The organism is Gluconobacter cerinus (assembly GCF_002723935.1).
Classification (GTDB): Bacteria; Pseudomonadota; Alphaproteobacteria; order Acetobacterales; family Acetobacteraceae; genus Gluconobacter; species Gluconobacter cerinus.
Genome location: NZ_BEWM01000004.1, coordinates 140,147 through 157,761 on the forward strand (window position 1 = coordinate 140,147; position 17,615 = coordinate 157,761).

At 56.0% G+C, this 17,615-nt stretch carries 15 protein-coding genes; 9 read left to right on the top strand and 6 right to left on the bottom strand.

The window, feature by feature from the left end:
* Positions 1–11 precede the first annotated feature (11 nt).
* On the top strand, positions 12–1,190 hold the full coding sequence (locus GCE01_RS10495) for a serine hydrolase domain-containing protein (RefSeq protein ID WP_099212811.1): 1,179 nt from the start codon (positions 12–14) through the stop codon (positions 1,188–1,190).
* Between the two features lie 86 nt (positions 1,191–1,276).
* Here GCE01_RS10495 and GCE01_RS10500 read toward each other — a convergent pair whose 3' ends face one another.
* The 5 genes from GCE01_RS10500 to GCE01_RS10520 all read right to left on the bottom strand — a co-directional run bounded on the left by GCE01_RS10500 (position 1,277) and on the right by GCE01_RS10520 (position 7,332).
* The gene (locus tag GCE01_RS10500; protein ID WP_099212812.1) at positions 1,277–2,911 is read right to left on the bottom strand and encodes a S10 family peptidase; all 1,635 of its coding nucleotides are present in this window, start codon (positions 2,909–2,911) and stop codon (positions 1,277–1,279) included.
* Between the two features lie 232 nt (positions 2,912–3,143).
* Positions 3,144–4,505, bottom strand: a complete 1,362-nt coding sequence (locus GCE01_RS10505; protein ID WP_099212813.1) for an 8-oxoguanine deaminase — start codon at positions 4,503–4,505, stop codon at positions 3,144–3,146.
* A 152-nt stretch (positions 4,506–4,657) separates the two neighbouring features.
* On the bottom strand, positions 4,658–5,152 hold the full coding sequence (locus tag GCE01_RS10510; RefSeq protein ID WP_064274486.1) for a nucleoside deaminase: 495 nt from the start codon (positions 5,150–5,152) through the stop codon (positions 4,658–4,660).
* 12 nt (positions 5,153–5,164) lie between these two features.
* The gene (locus GCE01_RS10515; RefSeq protein ID WP_099212814.1) at positions 5,165–6,496 is read right to left on the bottom strand and encodes an amidohydrolase family protein; all 1,332 of its coding nucleotides are present in this window, start codon (positions 6,494–6,496) and stop codon (positions 5,165–5,167) included.
* The gene (locus tag GCE01_RS10520) at positions 6,493–7,332 is read right to left on the bottom strand and encodes an aromatic ring-hydroxylating oxygenase subunit alpha (RefSeq protein WP_099212815.1); all 840 of its coding nucleotides are present in this window, start codon (positions 7,330–7,332) and stop codon (positions 6,493–6,495) included. The genes GCE01_RS10515 and GCE01_RS10520 overlap by 4 nt, the downstream gene beginning before the upstream one ends.
* Before the next feature lie 128 nt (positions 7,333–7,460).
* Between GCE01_RS10520 and GCE01_RS10525 the strand changes: the two genes are divergently transcribed.
* The 8 genes from GCE01_RS10525 to GCE01_RS10560 all read left to right on the top strand — a co-directional run bounded on the left by GCE01_RS10525 (position 7,461) and on the right by GCE01_RS10560 (position 14,827).
* Positions 7,461–7,688: a hypothetical protein gene (locus GCE01_RS10525; RefSeq protein WP_099212816.1), complete on the top strand. Its 228-nt coding sequence runs from the start codon at positions 7,461–7,463 to the stop codon at positions 7,686–7,688.
* Positions 7,685–8,296, top strand: coding sequence for a Rieske (2Fe-2S) protein (locus GCE01_RS10530; protein WP_099212817.1), 612 nt, complete (start codon positions 7,685–7,687; stop codon positions 8,294–8,296). The genes GCE01_RS10525 and GCE01_RS10530 overlap by 4 nt, the downstream gene beginning before the upstream one ends.
* The gene (locus GCE01_RS10535) at positions 8,293–8,844 is read left to right on the top strand and encodes a glutathione S-transferase C-terminal domain-containing protein (RefSeq protein ID WP_099212818.1); all 552 of its coding nucleotides are present in this window, start codon (positions 8,293–8,295) and stop codon (positions 8,842–8,844) included. The genes GCE01_RS10530 and GCE01_RS10535 overlap by 4 nt, the downstream gene beginning before the upstream one ends.
* A complete protein-coding gene (locus tag GCE01_RS10540; RefSeq protein WP_099212819.1) occupies positions 8,835–9,938 on the top strand; it encodes a BMP family ABC transporter substrate-binding protein in 1,104 nt (367 codons plus the stop codon). Before GCE01_RS10535 ends, GCE01_RS10540 begins: the two co-directional genes overlap by 10 nt.
* Positions 9,931–11,517, top strand: coding sequence for an ABC transporter ATP-binding protein (locus GCE01_RS10545; RefSeq protein ID WP_099212820.1), 1,587 nt, complete (start codon positions 9,931–9,933; stop codon positions 11,515–11,517). The genes GCE01_RS10540 and GCE01_RS10545 overlap by 8 nt, the downstream gene beginning before the upstream one ends.
* Positions 11,514–12,560, top strand: coding sequence for an ABC transporter permease (locus tag GCE01_RS10550; RefSeq protein WP_046901946.1), 1,047 nt, complete (start codon positions 11,514–11,516; stop codon positions 12,558–12,560). Before GCE01_RS10545 ends, GCE01_RS10550 begins: the two co-directional genes overlap by 4 nt.
* 2 nt (positions 12,561–12,562) lie before the next feature.
* Positions 12,563–13,498: an ABC transporter permease gene (locus tag GCE01_RS10555; protein ID WP_064274479.1), complete on the top strand. Its 936-nt coding sequence runs from the start codon at positions 12,563–12,565 to the stop codon at positions 13,496–13,498.
* Positions 13,499–13,609: 111 nt separating this feature from the next.
* Positions 13,610–14,827: a cation:proton antiporter gene (locus GCE01_RS10560; RefSeq protein ID WP_099212821.1), complete on the top strand. Its 1,218-nt coding sequence runs from the start codon at positions 13,610–13,612 to the stop codon at positions 14,825–14,827.
* Between the two features lie 56 nt (positions 14,828–14,883).
* Here the strand turns inward: GCE01_RS10560 and GCE01_RS10565 are convergent, their stop codons facing one another.
* On the bottom strand, positions 14,884–17,517 hold the full coding sequence (locus tag GCE01_RS10565; RefSeq protein ID WP_099212822.1) for a M1 family metallopeptidase: 2,634 nt from the start codon (positions 17,515–17,517) through the stop codon (positions 14,884–14,886).
* Positions 17,518–17,615: the final 98 nt, after the last annotated feature.

Consider the following 17,615-nt stretch of genomic DNA (forward strand, 5'->3'; position numbering starts at 1 on the left):
AGGAGGCCAGGTTGCTTTATTCATTGACCAAAGAGCGCAGCAGTCGGCGTCAGTTTCTGATCGGCGGTGCGGCGCTATCCTGTAGCGCTCTGGTGGGATGTGCCTCTTCCAGTGAGGGAAGGTTCTCCAAAGTAGACGCCCTGGCGCGACAGGCCGTGAAAGACAAAGAGACTCCCGGCGTTGTTCTTGCTGTTGGTCATAATGGCGAGGTTACACATCGTTATGTGTATGGAAGCCGGGCTCTGGTTCCTACTCGTGAGCCCATGACCTGGGACACGCGGTTCGATATGGCGTCGCTGACCAAGCCAACAATGACGGCTCTGGCTGTCATGCAGTTGGTGGAACACGGAAAAATCAATATTGACGATCAGGTCATGCGTTATCTTCCAGAGTTCGCAGCCAACAAAAAATCGGCTGTCACCCTGCGGCTTCTGCTGACCCATTATTCGGGCCTTCCCCCGGATGTGCCGCTTGATACTCCATGGAGCGGAAAAGCAGAGGCTGTCCGTCTTGCCATGACATCGCCGCTTGCCAATCCGCCGGGGACAAAGTTTGTCTATAGCGATATCAATTACATTACGCTGGGTCTGATCGTGGAAAAGGTTACAGGTCAGCCCCTGAACCAGTATGTCGCTGACAATATTCTAACGCCTTTGGGAATGTCGCACTCCGGTTACCTGCCGGACGCTGTCTTACAGCCTGATATTGCGCCTACGCAGTATGATGACCAACATCACATGTTGCGCGGCGTCGTGCATGACCCGACCGCCCGCCGCATGGGGGGCGTTGCAGGGCATGCGGGGCTTTTCTCGAATGCGCAGGACATGTGCCTGTATGCACAGGCATTACTGGATTGTCTCGCTGGTCGTCCCAGCACGTTTCCGCTTCAAAGAAGTACATTGGAGTTGATGACAACCCCACAACAGCCCGCTGGGAAAACTGACCTGCGAGGACTGGGATGGGATATCGCCACGCACTATTCCTCCCCAAGGGGGGATCTGTTTTCGGCGAGATCATTCGGCCATACCGGCTTTACGGGGACGTCGCTCTGGATTGACCCTGAGAGTGACAGTTATGTGCTCATTCTGACCAATCGGGTTCATCCGTCCGGGGGTCACAGTGTCGTGAAACTCCGGCATGATATTGCCACAGACGCTGCTCGGGCACTGAGCGTAGCAGCACACGCCTGATCATGTTCTGAATGGCGGACCTGTCAAAGCTCAAAAATTGACAGCTCCGCCTTTTAGTATCGCTTTATCGTCAAGACGGAATGGTGTTAGCCATGCGTCTTGTTGATGAAGTTGACAACATTATCATGAAGCTCGGTGAGGGCTGGTGCATGGGCATAGACCATGTGACCGGATTCATACTGATGAATTTCGATGTTTGAGGCCAGCTTGTGAGGGATCGGGAGATGCTGCATCTCGTATATCCCTTCGAAGAAGGGCGTCCCCAGATCGTAGTATCCCTGATTGAGCATAATCTTCAGGCTCGGGTTCTGCTTCATGGCGCTTGCAAGGTCCGGCAGGACGTTTGGCGCGCCCTTGGCTGGCCGACCGGCTCCTGGCTGCTTATGCACAAAGGCCCATTTGCCGATTGAATGGGCGCTGACCTTGTATTCTTCGTAGCCGTCATTGAAAGCCGGGTTTGTGCCGTAATGCAGTGTATTGCGCGCATAATCGTTGAAGGCGGACACATACGCTGACTGCATCGCGGCAAACTGGGGGTCATAGTCAGGGGTTTGCGCCAGTGGATCAATGGCAGGCCCGGAGAAGCGACTGTCCAGACGGCCTGTATCCATTCCGTCATCGCCGAGCAGGGTTTTGGCAAATTCGCCACCACTGACGCGTAGGTCAGCTTTCTTCAGGTAGTCGACGGGAAGGCCCGTATATTGGTGCAGTTTCTGGGCCGTTTGTTCCAGCTTTTCGTCTGAAATGGCGATGCCGTCCTGGAGGGCGCTGGTATAGTCCGTCAGAGCAAAATGTTCGACTTCGTTGAGGAACGTTTTCAGGTCTTTGGGCTGCGTTGGCAACTTATGATGATACCAAGCCGTGGCAGCGAAGCTAGGCAGGGCAAGAATATAGGGCTGATCAACACTGGGGTTTGATTTCACGTTGTCGATCGAATTGTCGTAATCCAGAATCTGCGACAACAGCATAACGCCATTCAGATCGATGCCTTTTTCAGAGGCTAACTGGTTGGCGACGATTGCTGAGCGCGTCGTGCCGTAGCTTTCTCCGAACAGGTATTTGGGAGAGTTATACCGTCCGAAACGGGTCAGAAACTGAGCAATGAAGTCCGTGAAGGCCGCGGCGTCCGGATCTGTACCGTAGAAGGCTTTTTCCTTATCTTTGCCGACAAGGCGCCCAAAGCCAGTGCCGGGCGCATCAATAAAGACAAGATCCGTGGCATCCAGCGGACTGTCATTGTTATCAATCAGTTTGTACGGGGCAGCTGCGGTGTGGCTGTCATCTGCGGTGACGATACGATGTGGGCCAAAAGCACCCATATGCATCCAGACACTCGAGGAACCGGGACCACCATTATAGACAAACGTAATCGGGCGGTTCTCTGCATGCGCGCCCTTCTTGAAATAGGCCACATAGAAAATGGAAGCGACGGCGTCCGGGTTTTTCTTTTCAGCTTTTGGATCGCTGGGGCCGGTATCGGAATCATCCCATCCTTGGGCATGGACAATCAGCGTGCCGGTGACGGCCTGATAAGGAATGTGCTGACCACGAATGGTCACAGCCCCGTCTGATACAACCTTCTGGGGTGTTGTCAGAAACTGCGATGCCGTTTCAGCCTGTTTGACGTTGTCAGAGACCGGGGCCTCCGCATAAGCTGTGAGACATGTGGCTGCCAGCAGGCTAACAGCAAGAAAAGAACGGGTCAGGATGCCTGAACGCATGGGTAACTCCTTACAGATTAAAATGATTTTGTAAGGAATACGGAACCGTTACAAGTTCAGGATCTGGTGAGGGAAATGTGGCACCTCTGAACTGTCACGTTCTGTCTGACGAAACAGGGGCATACCGCACTCTTTTCGTGGAAAATAATATTTTCGCAATCTTCAGAACGATGGTTTTCCGTTAGCGGAATGATGATCCAGACGGATGTCCAGATCATCGTTCAGCTCTGTTTCAGGCCGCGGGCGTCAAACGCTGGATGCGCATGGCTTCCTTGCGATGAGCCCCAAGGATATCCCCCAGGTTTTTCAGCACAGGCTGCCCGTTCTCAACCAGAATTTTGCCGTTGACGATAGTGGTTCCGGCAGTCGCCGGGGCGCAGCGAAGCCACGCCTCCACCGGGTCCGTCAAAGCTCCTGCAAGGGAAATGTCCGACATCTGCCAGATAACCAGATCCGCACATGCTCCGGGACGCAGATGCCCGATCTCATCATCCCAGCCCAGGCAGGCTGCTCCACCGCGTGTGGCCATATCCAGAGCGTCTCGGGCCGTCATGGAGTGTGGGCCATTGCGGAAGCGACCCAGAAGGAGCGCCATGCGGGTTTCCAGCCAGAGCGATGCATGGTCTGTCGATGCTGAACCGTCACAACCAAGCCCCACACGCATCCCACGACGCCGCATATCCATGGCATCCGCAGAGCCGCCTCCAATCATCATGTTGGAGCAGGGACACTGCGCCGTGCAGACGCCAGCATGCGCCAGACGGTCGATTTCGTCAGAGGAGGGGTAAATGTAGTGTGCTACCCAGGAGCGAGGGCTGGCCCAACCTACACGTTCGAAATATTCTGTTGGTGTGCAGCCATAGACCTCCGCACAATAGCGGTCCTCATCGTGATCTTCTGCCAGATGGGTGTGTAACCGGAGGTCATATCTGTCTGCCATGGCAGCAGATTCTGTCATGATCCGTTCGGAGACACTGAAAAGAGAGCAGGGCGCCAGAGCCACCCGACCCATCGCGCCTGGAGAGGCATCATGATAGGTTTTTACCAGCCTTTCGCTGTCTGCCAGAATGGTCTCTTCGTCCTGCACAACAGATGCGGGTGGAAGTCCTCCATCCTCTACGGATCGCGTCATGGAGCCGCGAGTGGCGTGGAAACGAAAGCCTATATCCCTCGCCGCACGAAACTGGGCGTCGATCAGAAAGGGCTTGGGATGGACATACATGTGATCCATGGATGTCGTGCACCCCCCCATCAGCAGCTCAATCATCGCAACCGCTGTTGAAAGGTAAACAGACTCTTCGTCCAGTCCGGCCCAGAGCGGGTACAGTCCCTGAAGCCATTCGAACAACGTCCCATTGGTTACGGGGGCATAGGAGCGTGTGAGATTCTGATACATGTGATGGTGGGCATTGATCAGGCCCGGAGTTACCAGCTTTCCATTAGCCGATATGATTTTTTCTGCTTGTGGAGCAGCTTCTCCGGAGTGGCCTGCGGAATGAACGCGCCCGTCTTTAATGGCGATCCATCCATTGGGGATTTCCCAATTCCGATCAATGTACAGAGAGGCATTTGTGATGAGGAGGTTGACCGTCATTGCGGCATCCTTTCCCAATAACCATCAGCAAGCCATGATCATTCATGGCTTTCGCAGAAGGCCCTGTTCCGGAGATGCGAAGTCCGGATCGTCATCAAACTTGCTTTGAGCGGGCGAGGAAGGCTTATCGTAGCATCAGGCTCGTCCTGCTGTCACGAGCCATGTGCCGCCCAGAATTCTGCCTGCAATGCGGCAGCTTCCTGTTCCAGGAGGGGACCCACAACGTCCACTGGCTGTTGGCCAGCAGCAAAGACGGTCCTGCAAGGGAGATCCAGCGTGGGATTTTCCGCGTGATTGCCGGTCATGTCTTTCAGGTCCTTTTCGGACTGGCCGTAAACCACGCGTCCGATCCCGGACCAGTAGATCGCACCTGAGCACATCGCGCAGGGTTCTGCAGAACTGTAGAGCGTGCACTGGCGCAGGCGTTCTGCCCCATAAGCTTTGCTCGCCCGGCTGGCGAGGAGGCGCTCGGCATGGGCTGTCATGTCGCATCCTTCTGCGCTGTAGCCATTACCCTGCTCCATCAGAACAGTGCCTGTCTCGTCCACGAGGATAGACCCGAACGGATGATCCCCGCCGTCACGTGCTTTTCTGGCAACATCGAACGCCATACGGAGGAAACGCAGGTCGTCTGTTTCTGTAATCATGCAATCAGTTCCTTATTCCTTGACCAGACGGCCATTGATCCAGACACGATCAATCGTCTCAGGCGAAGCATGACAGACAATTTTCTGGGCACAGCTGGCCGCACTGCCTTGCGACGATAATCGCAGACTGCCTGACGTGCAGCGAAGCTCTAGCGCATCGAACGCCTGTCCGGGCAGGAGTTGTCCACTTGGCACCCCGAGAGCCTCCGCGCCGCCTCGTGTAGCAAGCCAGAACGCTTCCTGAAAATCTATCCTGTGGTTAGGCAGGCCGCGTTTTGCCGGAGGAATTTCGGGGTTTGTCCCGCTTTCCAGCATCCGGGACGCCAGAACGGCCTGCCGTGCATTTTCAAAGATGGACGGAGAATACCCGCCGGAAATGTCTGTTCCCAGCCCACAGTGAACGTGCTCATCAAGAACGTCGCGAACGGGCAGGGCCGCGCCTGCAAAAAAGGCGTTGGAAATCGGGCAGTGGGCAAGTCCGGCGTTGCGCTCTTTAACCAGGGTTCGGTCATTCTGGTTTAGGAAACCTGCGTGCGCCAGAATGGTATGGTCTCGCAGGAGACCAAAAGCATCCAGTGCAGACGTGTCTGTCTGGCCTGTTCTCTCCAGAACATGATGGTGCTCCCAGTCACTTTCTGACGCATGGGTCTGCACTTTGACATTCATTTCTGCGGCAAGTGCGCCAAGACCATTTAACAGTGCGTCGGAGCAGGCAGGAATGAAGCGAGGCGTAATAACGGGCTGGACCAGACCGGCCTCGTTGCCTGGCAAGGCTCGGACGGCATGAATGAAGCGCCGAGTTGCATCGAGGGCATCCTGAGCGCTGGCCTGACGATAGTTTGGTGGACACAGGTCCGGATGATCCATTGCCACCAGTCCAACGAACCCGCGTTGCCCGTATTTGATGCATGTGCGGGCAAGAACAAGACTGGCTTCTTCGTGGATCGTGGCAAAATAGAGCGCAGTGGTTGTGCCGTTTCGCAGAAGGGTTTGAACCAGGTCCTCATAAACCGTGGCTGCAAAGGCTGCGTCCGAATAGCGGGTCTCTAGAGGGAAGGTATATGTGCCCAGCCACTCTTCCAGCGGACGATCCAGAGCCGTGCCAGCTTGAGGCCATTGAGGCGCATGAATGTGTAGATCTGTCAGGCCGGGAACGAGGAGAGTGTCGTCTGGCAGGTGAACAAGCGTTTCACTGCTTTGCAGGTCTTGATAGGCCTGTGTGCCGCAGATTGCGCGACGCTGAATGATCCCGTCGTCGGCAACCAGCAGAGCCACATTTTCCAGAACGGTTTCCTGCGGCGTTCGGGATGCCAGCGCCCGGCCGGTAACGACAAATGCACTCACGACAGCGCACCATACGTCACGCCTTTTCCTTTAAGCCAGCGCCGGTAAGCCACGGACGAACGATCTGCCATGGTCGGAATTTCATATTTTCCGTCCAGTGGCATCAGGCGAGGGCGCTGGTTTTCAAGAATGATCCTGTCCTGAAGAAAAATGAATTGCTGGAATTCAACCAGCCCGCCCAGTGAGGAACTGTCGTCGATCAGGAACATCACTGGGTGCGCTCGGGAACGGGTTGCGGTCACCGGTTGAACAAACAGAGCGATAACGTCCTGTCTTTCGGGAGAGGCCGGGCAGGTTTTATAAAGAAGCGTGGAGAACGGGGCGGCAACTCGATAGGTATAGTCAGTTAAAATCCCGCCGGACGCGGAGAGTGCCGCTTGAGGCTGGAAGAATGTACAGTCGGTTGCCCAGATTTCCGCACCGTCTTCTCGTGTTTCGATCTGATATCGCCGCACCTCGGTTTCAGGCTCTGCCCCGAGGATATTGGTATGAACAAAGGGGAAGTGGGCCATATCGAGGAAGTTTTCGACGACCCTTAGGCCTGACGAATGTACGGCAATAGACCCGCAACATACCAGTCGGCGGTCTGGCTCAGCGGCCTCGGGAATGGCGGGGATATCTCGGACGGGCTCTCCAAGAGACGTCCAGAGATAACCGTAGCGTTCCTGCACGGGGAGGGGACGATTGCCGCAGAGCGCCTGAAACGCATTGTTTTCGTCGCGGGAGATCTCAATCAGCCGGTCGAGCAGCATGGTCTGGAAAGTCACACTTGTCAGATCCCCGACCATAGCCACAGGATACCAGTGTGATAACGTCTCTGGATCGGGGCTGGTCATGGCACGGGCAACCTGCTGCTGGTGACGGATGGGAAGAGTTAATCATGCTCCCCGGCATTGATGGAATACAGAATATTGATAAACCGGAAAATTCTTATTGTGAAATGAGATAAGAAAGGCATGATCCAGTGGTTCGGGAGATTCGTTTCGAAGGGCGCTTTGATCCCGAGCTGTTCCGGGATTTTGCTATTGCCCGGGCGCGCCTTCTGGCCGTGGAGATTACAGACATGTCTGTTTCAGATCATTGTTTTTCAGTTCGGCTGGTGGGTGAAGAAGCACTTCTCGGAATGTTCGAGATGGCGTGTCTCCTCGGACCAGCGGGCTGTATTGTGACAGGCACGGAGAGCCTCGGATGACAGGATGGTTTCCAGTTGCTCTCACTATGGATGTTCCCGCTGGAACAGCAGCTCCGGCACGCTTGTCTGGCAAAGAGATTGCTCTTTGGCGTGGCGTGGATGGTGAGATCCATGCCTGGGAAGATCGCTGCCCACACAGAGGAATGCGGCTGAGTTTCGGTTTCGTGCGGAACGGAAATCTGGCTTGTCTCTACCACGGCTGGCAGTTTGGAGCAGATTCAACGTGTCGCCACATTCCAGCTCATCCTGAACTCCGTGTGCCGGGCACCATTCGCGCGACAGCTTATCAGGTGCAGGAGCGATGCGGAATGATTTGGGTGAGCCTCGATGAGACGCCATCACTTTCGCACCTGCCGGAAGGCGAGGCGTCAGGCGTTCGGAGCTTGCTGGTTCAGGTGCCTTTGCAAACTGCGCGGACGTCTCTCAATATGGAGGCTTCGAACTGGAAGCAGCAGGATAACTGTCTTTTCGCTGTGCATGAACCAGCAGTTGGCCTGACCATGTTGCATGTTGCGTCATGGACTGTCGCCGGGCAGCGGGAGGCTGCGCGACAAGCTGTGCAGTTACGGGACCGTCTGGAAGCCATCAAGGAGACCGTTTTAGCATGAGGTTACGAGACTGGGCACTTGATGACAGATGCTATGCCGTTCGGCTGGGAGCGTCCCTGATGGGAGTGAAGCTGCCTACGGTCACGGATGATAGTGCCTTGGAAAGTGGCCCGGCCCTTGAACTCGTCGACGATGTTCTTCATGGCTCGTTAGATATCCTGAAACGGCTCGTAACGCTTCCAGACGTCCTGCAGGAATGGAATTCCGGAACGGACGCAATGACGTGGGCAGCGAACGCCTTGGACAGCTTTTCCATCATGCGCAGGACGGTCATGCTGGCGTCTCTTCCTGTTGAAAATCCCGCCCAGCTCGCGATGCCATTGATGGGCGAGATTGAAGATCGGCTTGCAGAGAACCGCTTGGACGGTCGATGCTGGGTGTCAGGGGATCATCCAGGAGTTGCCGACATCATGCTGTTTCCAGTTGTTGCCTTGAGCCAGGACCTTGAAGTTCCTTTGGATCTTTATCCGGCAGTTCGGAACTTCATGAGGCACTTCAAGGCGCTGCCTGGGTTCATAACGATGCCGGGAGTGCCGGAATGTCACTGAAAAATCCTCTGATGCTCCCGCGGCGTTCGGTACTGACTGCTTTGGGCAGCTCGCTTGTGATGCCGTCGGCTCTGAAGGCAGCGTCACGTCGTTTTGCGCCCATTCGGGAAGAGGATCTTCTGATTGGCTTTGGGCACACCAGCCCCATCACTGACGGCGGATGGAGCCACGCTCATGATCTGGCGGTTCAAGCCGTCAAACGTGCCTATCCAGCCGTCAAAACCCTCTTTGTCGAGAGCGTGCCTTACTCCGCAGATGCAACCCGCATCTTCCGCCAGTTCGTGGCGGAAGGAGCGCAGATGGTAATTTCCACGTCCAATTATGGAGACTTCATTCGCGACGTTGCGGATCGTGCTCCGGACGTTGCGTTCATGGAGTGTGATGGCCATGCTGTCAGCAATAATCTTGGCTGGTATTATATCACGCACTGGTACGCCAGTTATGTCATTGGTATCGCCGCAGCTCGTCTGAGCAAAACCGGCAAGCTTGGCTACGTGGCCTCTTTCCCGGTTCCTTCCGTCTATGCCAGTGCGAATGCCGTTCTCTTGGGTGCGCGCTCGGTGAATCCACAGGCGACGATGCGTGTTATCTCCATCAATTCGTGGTTTGACCCGCAGGCTGCAACGGAAGCGGGGGCTGCTCTGGTAGACAGTGGCTGTGACTTTCTGTGCGGGATTATGGACGATCCGGGCTATCTGCGTGTCGCGGAGAAACGCGGCGTCTGGGCTGCGATGTGGAACACCGACATGCGTGAGTTCGGGCCCAATGCATATGTCAGCTCTGTCGTGCTGGATTTTGCTGACTATTATATCCAGCAGGTGGGTGCCCGGATCCGGGGAGAGTGGGCGCCAGAGGGACGTTTTCTCACATTGGCCAAAGGCGTCGATCGGGATCGCTGGGGGCAGAATGTTCCTGAAGCTGTACAGAGAGAAGCTGACGCTGCGCGGGACCGGATGCTGGCTGGATGGTCGCCTTTTCAGGGGCCGATCTATGACTCTGAGGGAACGCTGCGGGTTCCAGCAGGCCATGTCATGACTGACATGGAGATGTATAACTGGTCGTGGCAGGTTCAGGGAGTGTCTGGTCTTGGCTGATGTCACGCATGCGTCAAACGCGCCTCCCGCTCATCTTGCAGCAGGAACACCGCCCATTCTGGAGCTGGTGAATATTGCGAAATATTTTCCAGGCGTCATTGCGAACGAAAATGTTTCCCTGAATGTGTTCCCCGGTGAAATTCACGCCCTGTTAGGAGAGAATGGTGCAGGGAAGTCCACACTGATGAACGTGGTAACGGGCCTGTACCAGCCCGATGCCGGGGAGATCATCATTGATGGATATGGGACCACGTTTCCGGCCCCTGACGCTGCCATCGCTGCCGGGATTGGCATGGTTCACCAGCATTTTCGTCTGGTTCCCCGTTTTACAGTCGCTGAAAACCTCCATCTGGGTTGGTCTGAAACACCTCGGCGCCTTTCGGGGAAAGACATTGAAGAACGTGCCTCCGCACTTTCCAAGAAGTTTGGCCTCCCCATTACACCGTCGGCTGTTGTGTCTTCTTTGTCTGCGGGCGAGCAGCAGCGTGTTGAAATCCTTCGTGTTCTGTCTCGGGGCGCGCGGCTTCTTATCCTTGATGAGCCAACGGCTGTTCTCAGCCCCGTTGAAGTCGGCGAACTGTTTTCCGCCCTTCGTCGGTTTCGCTCCGAGGGAGGGGCCGTCGTTATCATCAGCCACAAGCTTGATGAGATCATGGCGCTTGCAGACCGGGTTTCCGTTCTGCGGCAAGGGCGACTGGTGGGCACGCATCAAACGTGCGATGTAACGCCTGACAGTCTCGTAACGGAGATGATCGGACGCCCTGTTACACTTGCAACTTCTTATCCACGGCAGTCTCCTGCTCCGGCAGGCGGTGAGGCTGAACCTCTGTCTCTGAAACAGGTGACGGTGCGGGATGCCGCAGGCGTAGTCCGTTTGGATGATGTCAGTCTCGCGCTTCGTCCGGGGGAAGTTCTGGGGATTGCAGGGGTGACGGGGAATGGCCAGCCCGAACTGGCAGAAGTCCTGACCGGATTGAAGGCGGCTGAGAGCGGGACGGTCTATTTGAATGGCAAGGCTGCCAATCGTGCAGACCCGGCAATGTTTGCGCATGCGGGTGTGGGTCACGTACCGGAAGACCGACTGAAACGTGCCCTGATGCCGGGGCTGAGCGTTGCGGAAAACATGGCACTTCGGGAGTATGACCGTCCGCCGATTGGCGGACGGTTCAGCTTCTCCATGGCGCAGGCGCGCAAATTTGCCCAGATGCTCGCAGACAGGGCAGGGGTGAAGCTTCCGGGAACACAGGTGCAAATTCGCGGATTATCCGGCGGCAATCAGCAGAGGCTGGTTCTGGAACGTGAGATCAGGATTGCCAGTCATGTTCTGGTGGCCAGTTATCCCAGCCGTGGTCTGGACATCGGAGCTATCTCAGCCATGAGGGATATGCTCGCCCGTGCGCGTGACGCAGGTGTTGCCGTGGTTCTGATGTCAGAAGATCTGGATGAAATCTTTGCCCTGAGTGATCGTATTGCTGTTCTGTATGCAGGGCGCCTCATGGGGGTCATGGATCGTGCAGATGCAGATCGGGAAAGCATAGGTGCGCTCATGAGTGGCCGTAATCTGTCGGAGGCCGCATGAGCGCCGTATCCCCTCGCACGCGTCTTACGGTTGTTCCGTCTCATCGTATTGCCGTTGGCCGCGGGCTCTCCATCCTTGCGGCTCTGGGCATTGTAGCAATCACGCTCGCCGCGATGGGACGATCTCCGATCGAACTCGCCGGGCTCGTCGTTCGATCGACCGTCGGGTCGCGCTTTGGCATTGAGGATCTCGCACTCTTCATGACGCCTCTGATGCTTACAGGGGCGGCAGTTTGGGTCGGGATCCGTGTCAATCTCTGGAATATCGGGGCGGAAGGGCAGCTTTATGCAGGTGCGACGGCAGCGACGGCTGTTGGTCTGTTCACGCATTGGCCCGCGATTGTCGCACTTCCGGCGATGGTTGTAGCTGGCGCTCTGGCGGGAGCGGCATGGATTTTTATTCCCGCTGCGGCCCGGGCCTGGCTTGGAGTCAGTGAAATTGTTACCTCTCTTCTTCTGAACTTCGTGGCCTCGCTGCTTGTCTATTATCTGGCAACCGGACCGTGGGCTGATCGCGTGACTGGTGCTCTGGCCTCAACTGAACGCCTGCATGTGGCACTTCCGGAACTCTGGGGAGCGGTTCATCTGGGGTTCTTGCTCGCATTGGGCATTGTTGTTGGCTTGGGAGTAGGCCTCGCGAAAAGCCGGTTTGGTTATGAAACGGCTGTGTGTGGCTCCAATCCTCAGGCTGCGCATTATGCTGGGATTAAGGTCGCTCCCCGTATTCTGGCTGTGCTGCTGTTGTCAGGCGCTTTGGCCGGGCTGGCTGGTGTGTTTGAAGTCGCGGGAACCGTTCACCGGCTTCAGGGTGGCCTTGCCAATAATTATGGATATCTGGGCATTGTCGTGGCGCTTCTGGCTCGTGGGTCGTGCTTTGCCCTTATTCCAGCAGCGCTTCTGATGGCACTGATTCTGGATACGGGGATTGTTCTCCAGACAACCCAGATCAGTTCTTCCGCTGTTCTTGCCATTACCGGTCTGCTGGTCCTTGCCATCGCGGCCGGAGACGAGATGGCAGCCTATGTCCGTGTGAACAGGAACTGATCATGGCACTTCTCAGCGACCTTCTTGGTCACGCCGTTCTGTCAGGCGGGGTTCTGGCGCTTGGTGCCCTCGGCGAAGTGATTGCCGAACGCGCAGGTGTTCTGAATCTCGGAGTGGAGGGGCTGATGTCCCTCGGGGCCGTCGTTGCAGTCATGACTGTGAACGCGACGCCTCATCCATGGCTGGGTCTGCTGGCAGCAGGACTGGTGGGTGGGCTGGGAGCAAGTGTGCTTGCGCTCTCCAGCGTTGTACTTCGTGCCAATCAGGTTCTGTGTGGCGTGGCGATCACCTTTCTGGGGCTGGGTCTTAGTTCTGTAATCGGGCGGTCCGTTGCCGGTGTTCCGGTCTCTGCTGTGTTCGAACCAGTCTCCATTCCGGTTCTGTCTGCCATTCCTGTTATCGGACCTGCCTTCTTTAGCCAGAATATTCTCGTTTACCTGATCTATCTCGTCTTTCCTGTCATGGCGCATTTCTGGCTGTTTCGGACGCGTTCGGGCCTGGATCTGCGGGCCGTGGGCGAAAATCCGGCAGCAGCAGACGCGGTTGGGGTGCCCGTCATGAAGTACAGAGCTCTGGCGGTGATTGTTGGTGGCGTTCTGGCCGGTGTGGCAGGCGCTGATCTGACGCTCGCCGTCGTACCTGTCTGGTCAGACGGGATGATCGCCGGACGTGGCTGGATTGCAGTGGCGCTGGTGATCTTCGCGGGATACCGCCCAATTGTTGCCGTCTTGTCCGGCCTACTGTTTGGGCTTGTAACGGCAGTAGGGTTCATGGGGCAGGCCAGAGGCTGGCCAGTTGCACCCGCAATCCTAAATACGCTGCCATATCTTGGGACAGTTGCCTGCATTATTGTGCCGATGCTGGCGTTCGCAAAACTGCGCTCTGCCATGGCGGCTCCCGCGGCGCTCGGGACGCCCTATTATCGAAGTGGAAGATAAGCGAACCGGGTGTGGAGTGGGGCGCCAGCAGGCGTCCCAAACACTTTGGTTTGCACCTTTTCCCCATAATCGCGTACTCTGTCTCTTCATTTAGGCATAGAGGGGAGGCTGATGACAAACATTACGGCACTTATTGCAGACGCCGCAGTTTTTGTTTTTCTTCCATGGGTTGTGTGGAGGATACTGAAGAAAACAATACCGATTGTGGTTCTGCCAATACTTGTCGGTATATTGATTTCTGTCTGGCATATTCCTGTAAAATCACTTGGTATTCCATCTGTTTATGGAGGCGATATTGGCTGGGTTGCCGTTCTGGTTCTGGCGTTTACTGCCGGTCTTGAAATGTGGCAGTCCCCGGGAAGCGTGGCGGACGATCATGCCCTGCCAGCGCCGACATTGGGGCGTCTGCTAACGGGTGCGGCCGTTGCGCTGGGTGGTCCGCTTCTGGTGGGATCCATACTCGCCTACGAATTTTTTCTGCCACTTCCCGGATGGCATCCGCCACATGCACAGCCTTGGGTCGCCGCAGCGTCTATCGGCCTGTGCATTGCCGTCAGTGCTTTGCCCGTTCTGATCGGCGTGGTGCGTGAGCTTAATCCGTCTCAACGTCCGTTGGGTCAGTTGGCACTTAAGCTGGCCGTTGTCGACGATGCTGCTCTCTGGATTGGTCTGGCAATGCTTCAGGTTGCCGAGCGTGGGACAGCTGCCCTCCATGGATGGACGGGCCTCGAAGTCCTCGCGATTGCGCTGCTGGTGGGACTGGCCGTTGCCGGAAACTGGGCTTCCCGTCATTTCAGGAATCCGCCTTCAGCTGTTATCTGGATTGCTGTGCCGATTTACCTTGCTGCCGGTTCGTGGGCCAGCATGCAGCTCGGTCTGCACGAATTGATTGGCGCTTACTTTGCTGGCGCGATCATGCCGCCGTCGTGGGTTCGGCGGTTGCCTGTTGAGAAGGTGGGAACGTTTTCACTCATCTGGCTCGCCCCGATGTTCTTTGGTCATAGTGGCCTGAATATCGATGGTGATGCTCTGACATGGCCCTCCGTGATCGCTTCTCTGTCACTCGTTGCAATCTCAATCGTGACGAAGATTTTGGCGGTCTATATTTACCCGCCTGCATCCGGCCTGAGCAGGCGTCAGGCGTTGAGCGTCGGTGTTCTGTTGCAGTGCAAGGGGCTCATGGAAATTGTTGCTGCAACGATTTTCCACGCTCAGGGCATGATTTCAGAGTTCGCTTTCGCATCTCTGATGGTTCTTGCCGTCATTTCCACGGTCCTGACAGGGCCCATGTTCAAGCTGGTCGCGCCCCGATCTTCTGCGGCGTCTTAAGGGCTTGAAGAGGAGAGGGGAATTAATCCCCTCTCCATAATCATTCTTCAAAGCAATCAGTGATGCGTTGCCAGCCAGTCGTGGATTTGTTCCTGAGTGGCTTTAATAGCATCCTGACGGGCATTAATCGTATTAACCGCTTTTGCTGTCGCGATTTTTGCACCTGTCGTTTTCGTTGACCACGGATCGTTCTGGAGGGCTTCAAGGACCTGTGGGTCATTGGAGTGTGCGGCGATCGAGGCCAGGAAGTCATCCTGTGACCAAGGAGCCAGATGCGTGCGAATATCTGCCTCATGCTCCTTCACCAGTTGCCACACCAGATCAGGATTTTCGCTCGACGCTGCAATGACGGCCAGTGAGCGTGCAATCCGTCCGTTCGGGATGGCTCCGCTATAGGCGAGGGCCACGTTCTTGCGGATCAGATCCGGGTTAGTTGCGCTGGCAAGAGCGGCGAAGTAGCGCAGTTTGAGTTCTGTCGCCTGGGTGGTACGAACTTTGTCAGCCATGAAGTCATATGTCTGGCCATCCGCCGTCTTCATGGCAATGGTCGTAACAGCACCGACAAGATCGGGGCGGAGAGAGGCTGGGTTTGCCTTCCAGAGCGCAAAGCGACGCTTGGCTTCCGCAATAACCTGCGGATCGTTGAATGTTCCGAGTGCGCTGATCACCGATGGCCGTAGCATCGTGTCGAGAACGTTCTCGTGCGGTTTTTCGTCCCAGCCCAAACGCGCCAGAACCGGTGCCAGACGGCTGCGAGCATATGTCTGGAAGTCATCACGATCGGCATTGCCGATTTCGTACTGATCAATCGTTTCAAGGCGGCTGATGATCTCTTCCAGAACCGCAATGTCGTTCTCATGCGCTGCGGTCAGGCTATCGACCAGATCCAGATAAGACCCAAGTTTGGCCTGTCCTGACCGGAAGAGGGCATACTGGTCCCCAAGCAGGTTGGCGCGATCAACGGGAGCAAATTTGCTGAGGGATGTTGCAAGGGCGCCGAGTGCGTTCTTGTCATAAGAAACACGATAATAGCCGCTCTCGCCAAGATTGAGTTTGAAGGCCGTATCGCAACGGGGTGCTGTGATAGTGACGGGTTCAGTGCCCAGAACAAGGGTTTTTGTCGGAAGTCCTGGTCCGCCAGCCACAACCGGAACGCTCCATGTCAAAGGCTGAGCCTGCGGGTCATGGATTGTGAAGCGGCTCTGGGTGAGTGTGTAGGTGGCCTGATCGTTCTGACAGAACGATGTGACGTTAACCTGCGGGATACCCGGCTGCTCCGTAAAGCTGCGCGCTACCTTGGCAACGTCTTCGCCGGAGGTGGAAGAAAGGGCATTCCACAGATCCTGACTGGTAGCATTGCCGAAGGCGTGTGCTTTCATGTAGGCCCGCATGCCATCACGGAATTTGTCTTCACCCAGCCAGCCTTCCAGCATCCGGATGACCAGCTCGCCTTTGCCATAGCTGATGCTGTCAAACGCTGAATTTGCTTCACTGACGTTGTGAATCGTCTGCTGGATCGGATGGGTCGTTGAAAGGGCATCAATGCCCATCGTTTCTTCGCGGGTCTCATGCTGGCGTGGCCAGATGTCCCACTGTGGGTTCAGCTTGTCCGTGACCTTGATTTCCATCCAGGACGCAAAGCCTTCATTGAGCCAGATGTTGTTCCACCAGCCCATCGTCACGAGATCGCCAGACCACTGATGCGCCATCTCATGCGCAACGACTTCGTGAATCAGCTCGCGTGTTTTGGGTGTGCTGTTTTTTGGGTCAAACAGAAGCACATTGTCGATGTATGTGAGAGCGCCCCAGTTCTCCATCGCACCGGCCTGATAATTTCCTGGAATAGCCAGCATATCCATTTTCGGGAGAGGATATTTTACCCCGAAATAGCTGTTGTAATACGGCAGAATGCGCTGGGCTGACTCAAGAGCATACCGACCCTGTTCCTCAAGACCGGCTGGGGCATAAACACTCAGGGGCGTGCCATCAGCCTCTCCATGAACGGCTCCCATGTCACCGGCAATAAGTGCCAGCAGGTAGCTGGACATGCGAGGTGTTGGGGCAAAGGAAACGCGCTTGGTCTTCGTGTCCTGCTGCGTGGTGCCGATAATGGGCATATTGCTGACAGCAACATCATCAAACGGCAACGTCACATTCAGCTGGAAGCTGGCCTTGAATGCGGGTTCATCCCATCCGGGGAACATCCGGCGGGCATCAGCAACTTCGAACTGTGTCACCAGCATGCGGCGTGCCTGACCGGTGGCTGACGTATAATCGTTGATGTAGAGGCCATTTGGCGTCTTGAGGATTGGGCCCGTGTAATTGATGGAAAGAGTATGTGGGCCCTTGGGAACACGCTGTGAGAAATGCAGCGTGGCAGTTTCTGCAGCGTCATCCTGTGTGATGGTCGCATGCTGCGTACCATCCAGAACAGCACCAGACAGCTTCAGTCCGGCCTGATTGAGAACAATGTCCTGCGTATCTGTCAGGACCGTGACGTCGATGGTTTCCTGGCCCTTGAGGGTCAGATGCTCCGGGTCTGTTTCGAGATCGATGGCATAGGAGGCAGGAACAACAGTTTTGGGAAGTTGGCCTGGTGTCTGCTGGAAGGAAAACGTTCCTTCGGCATGCGCCACCATGGCAAAGGGAAGACCGGCAAGAAGGGTGCTGAAAGCCAGAAGGCGGCGCATAACGATGCGTATCCTTAATCAGTCAGAATATTGAAGAAACAGCGTAACGCTTTGTTTCAATGGTGGCGCAAGGGTCGCACACTCGGTCCTGACATGAA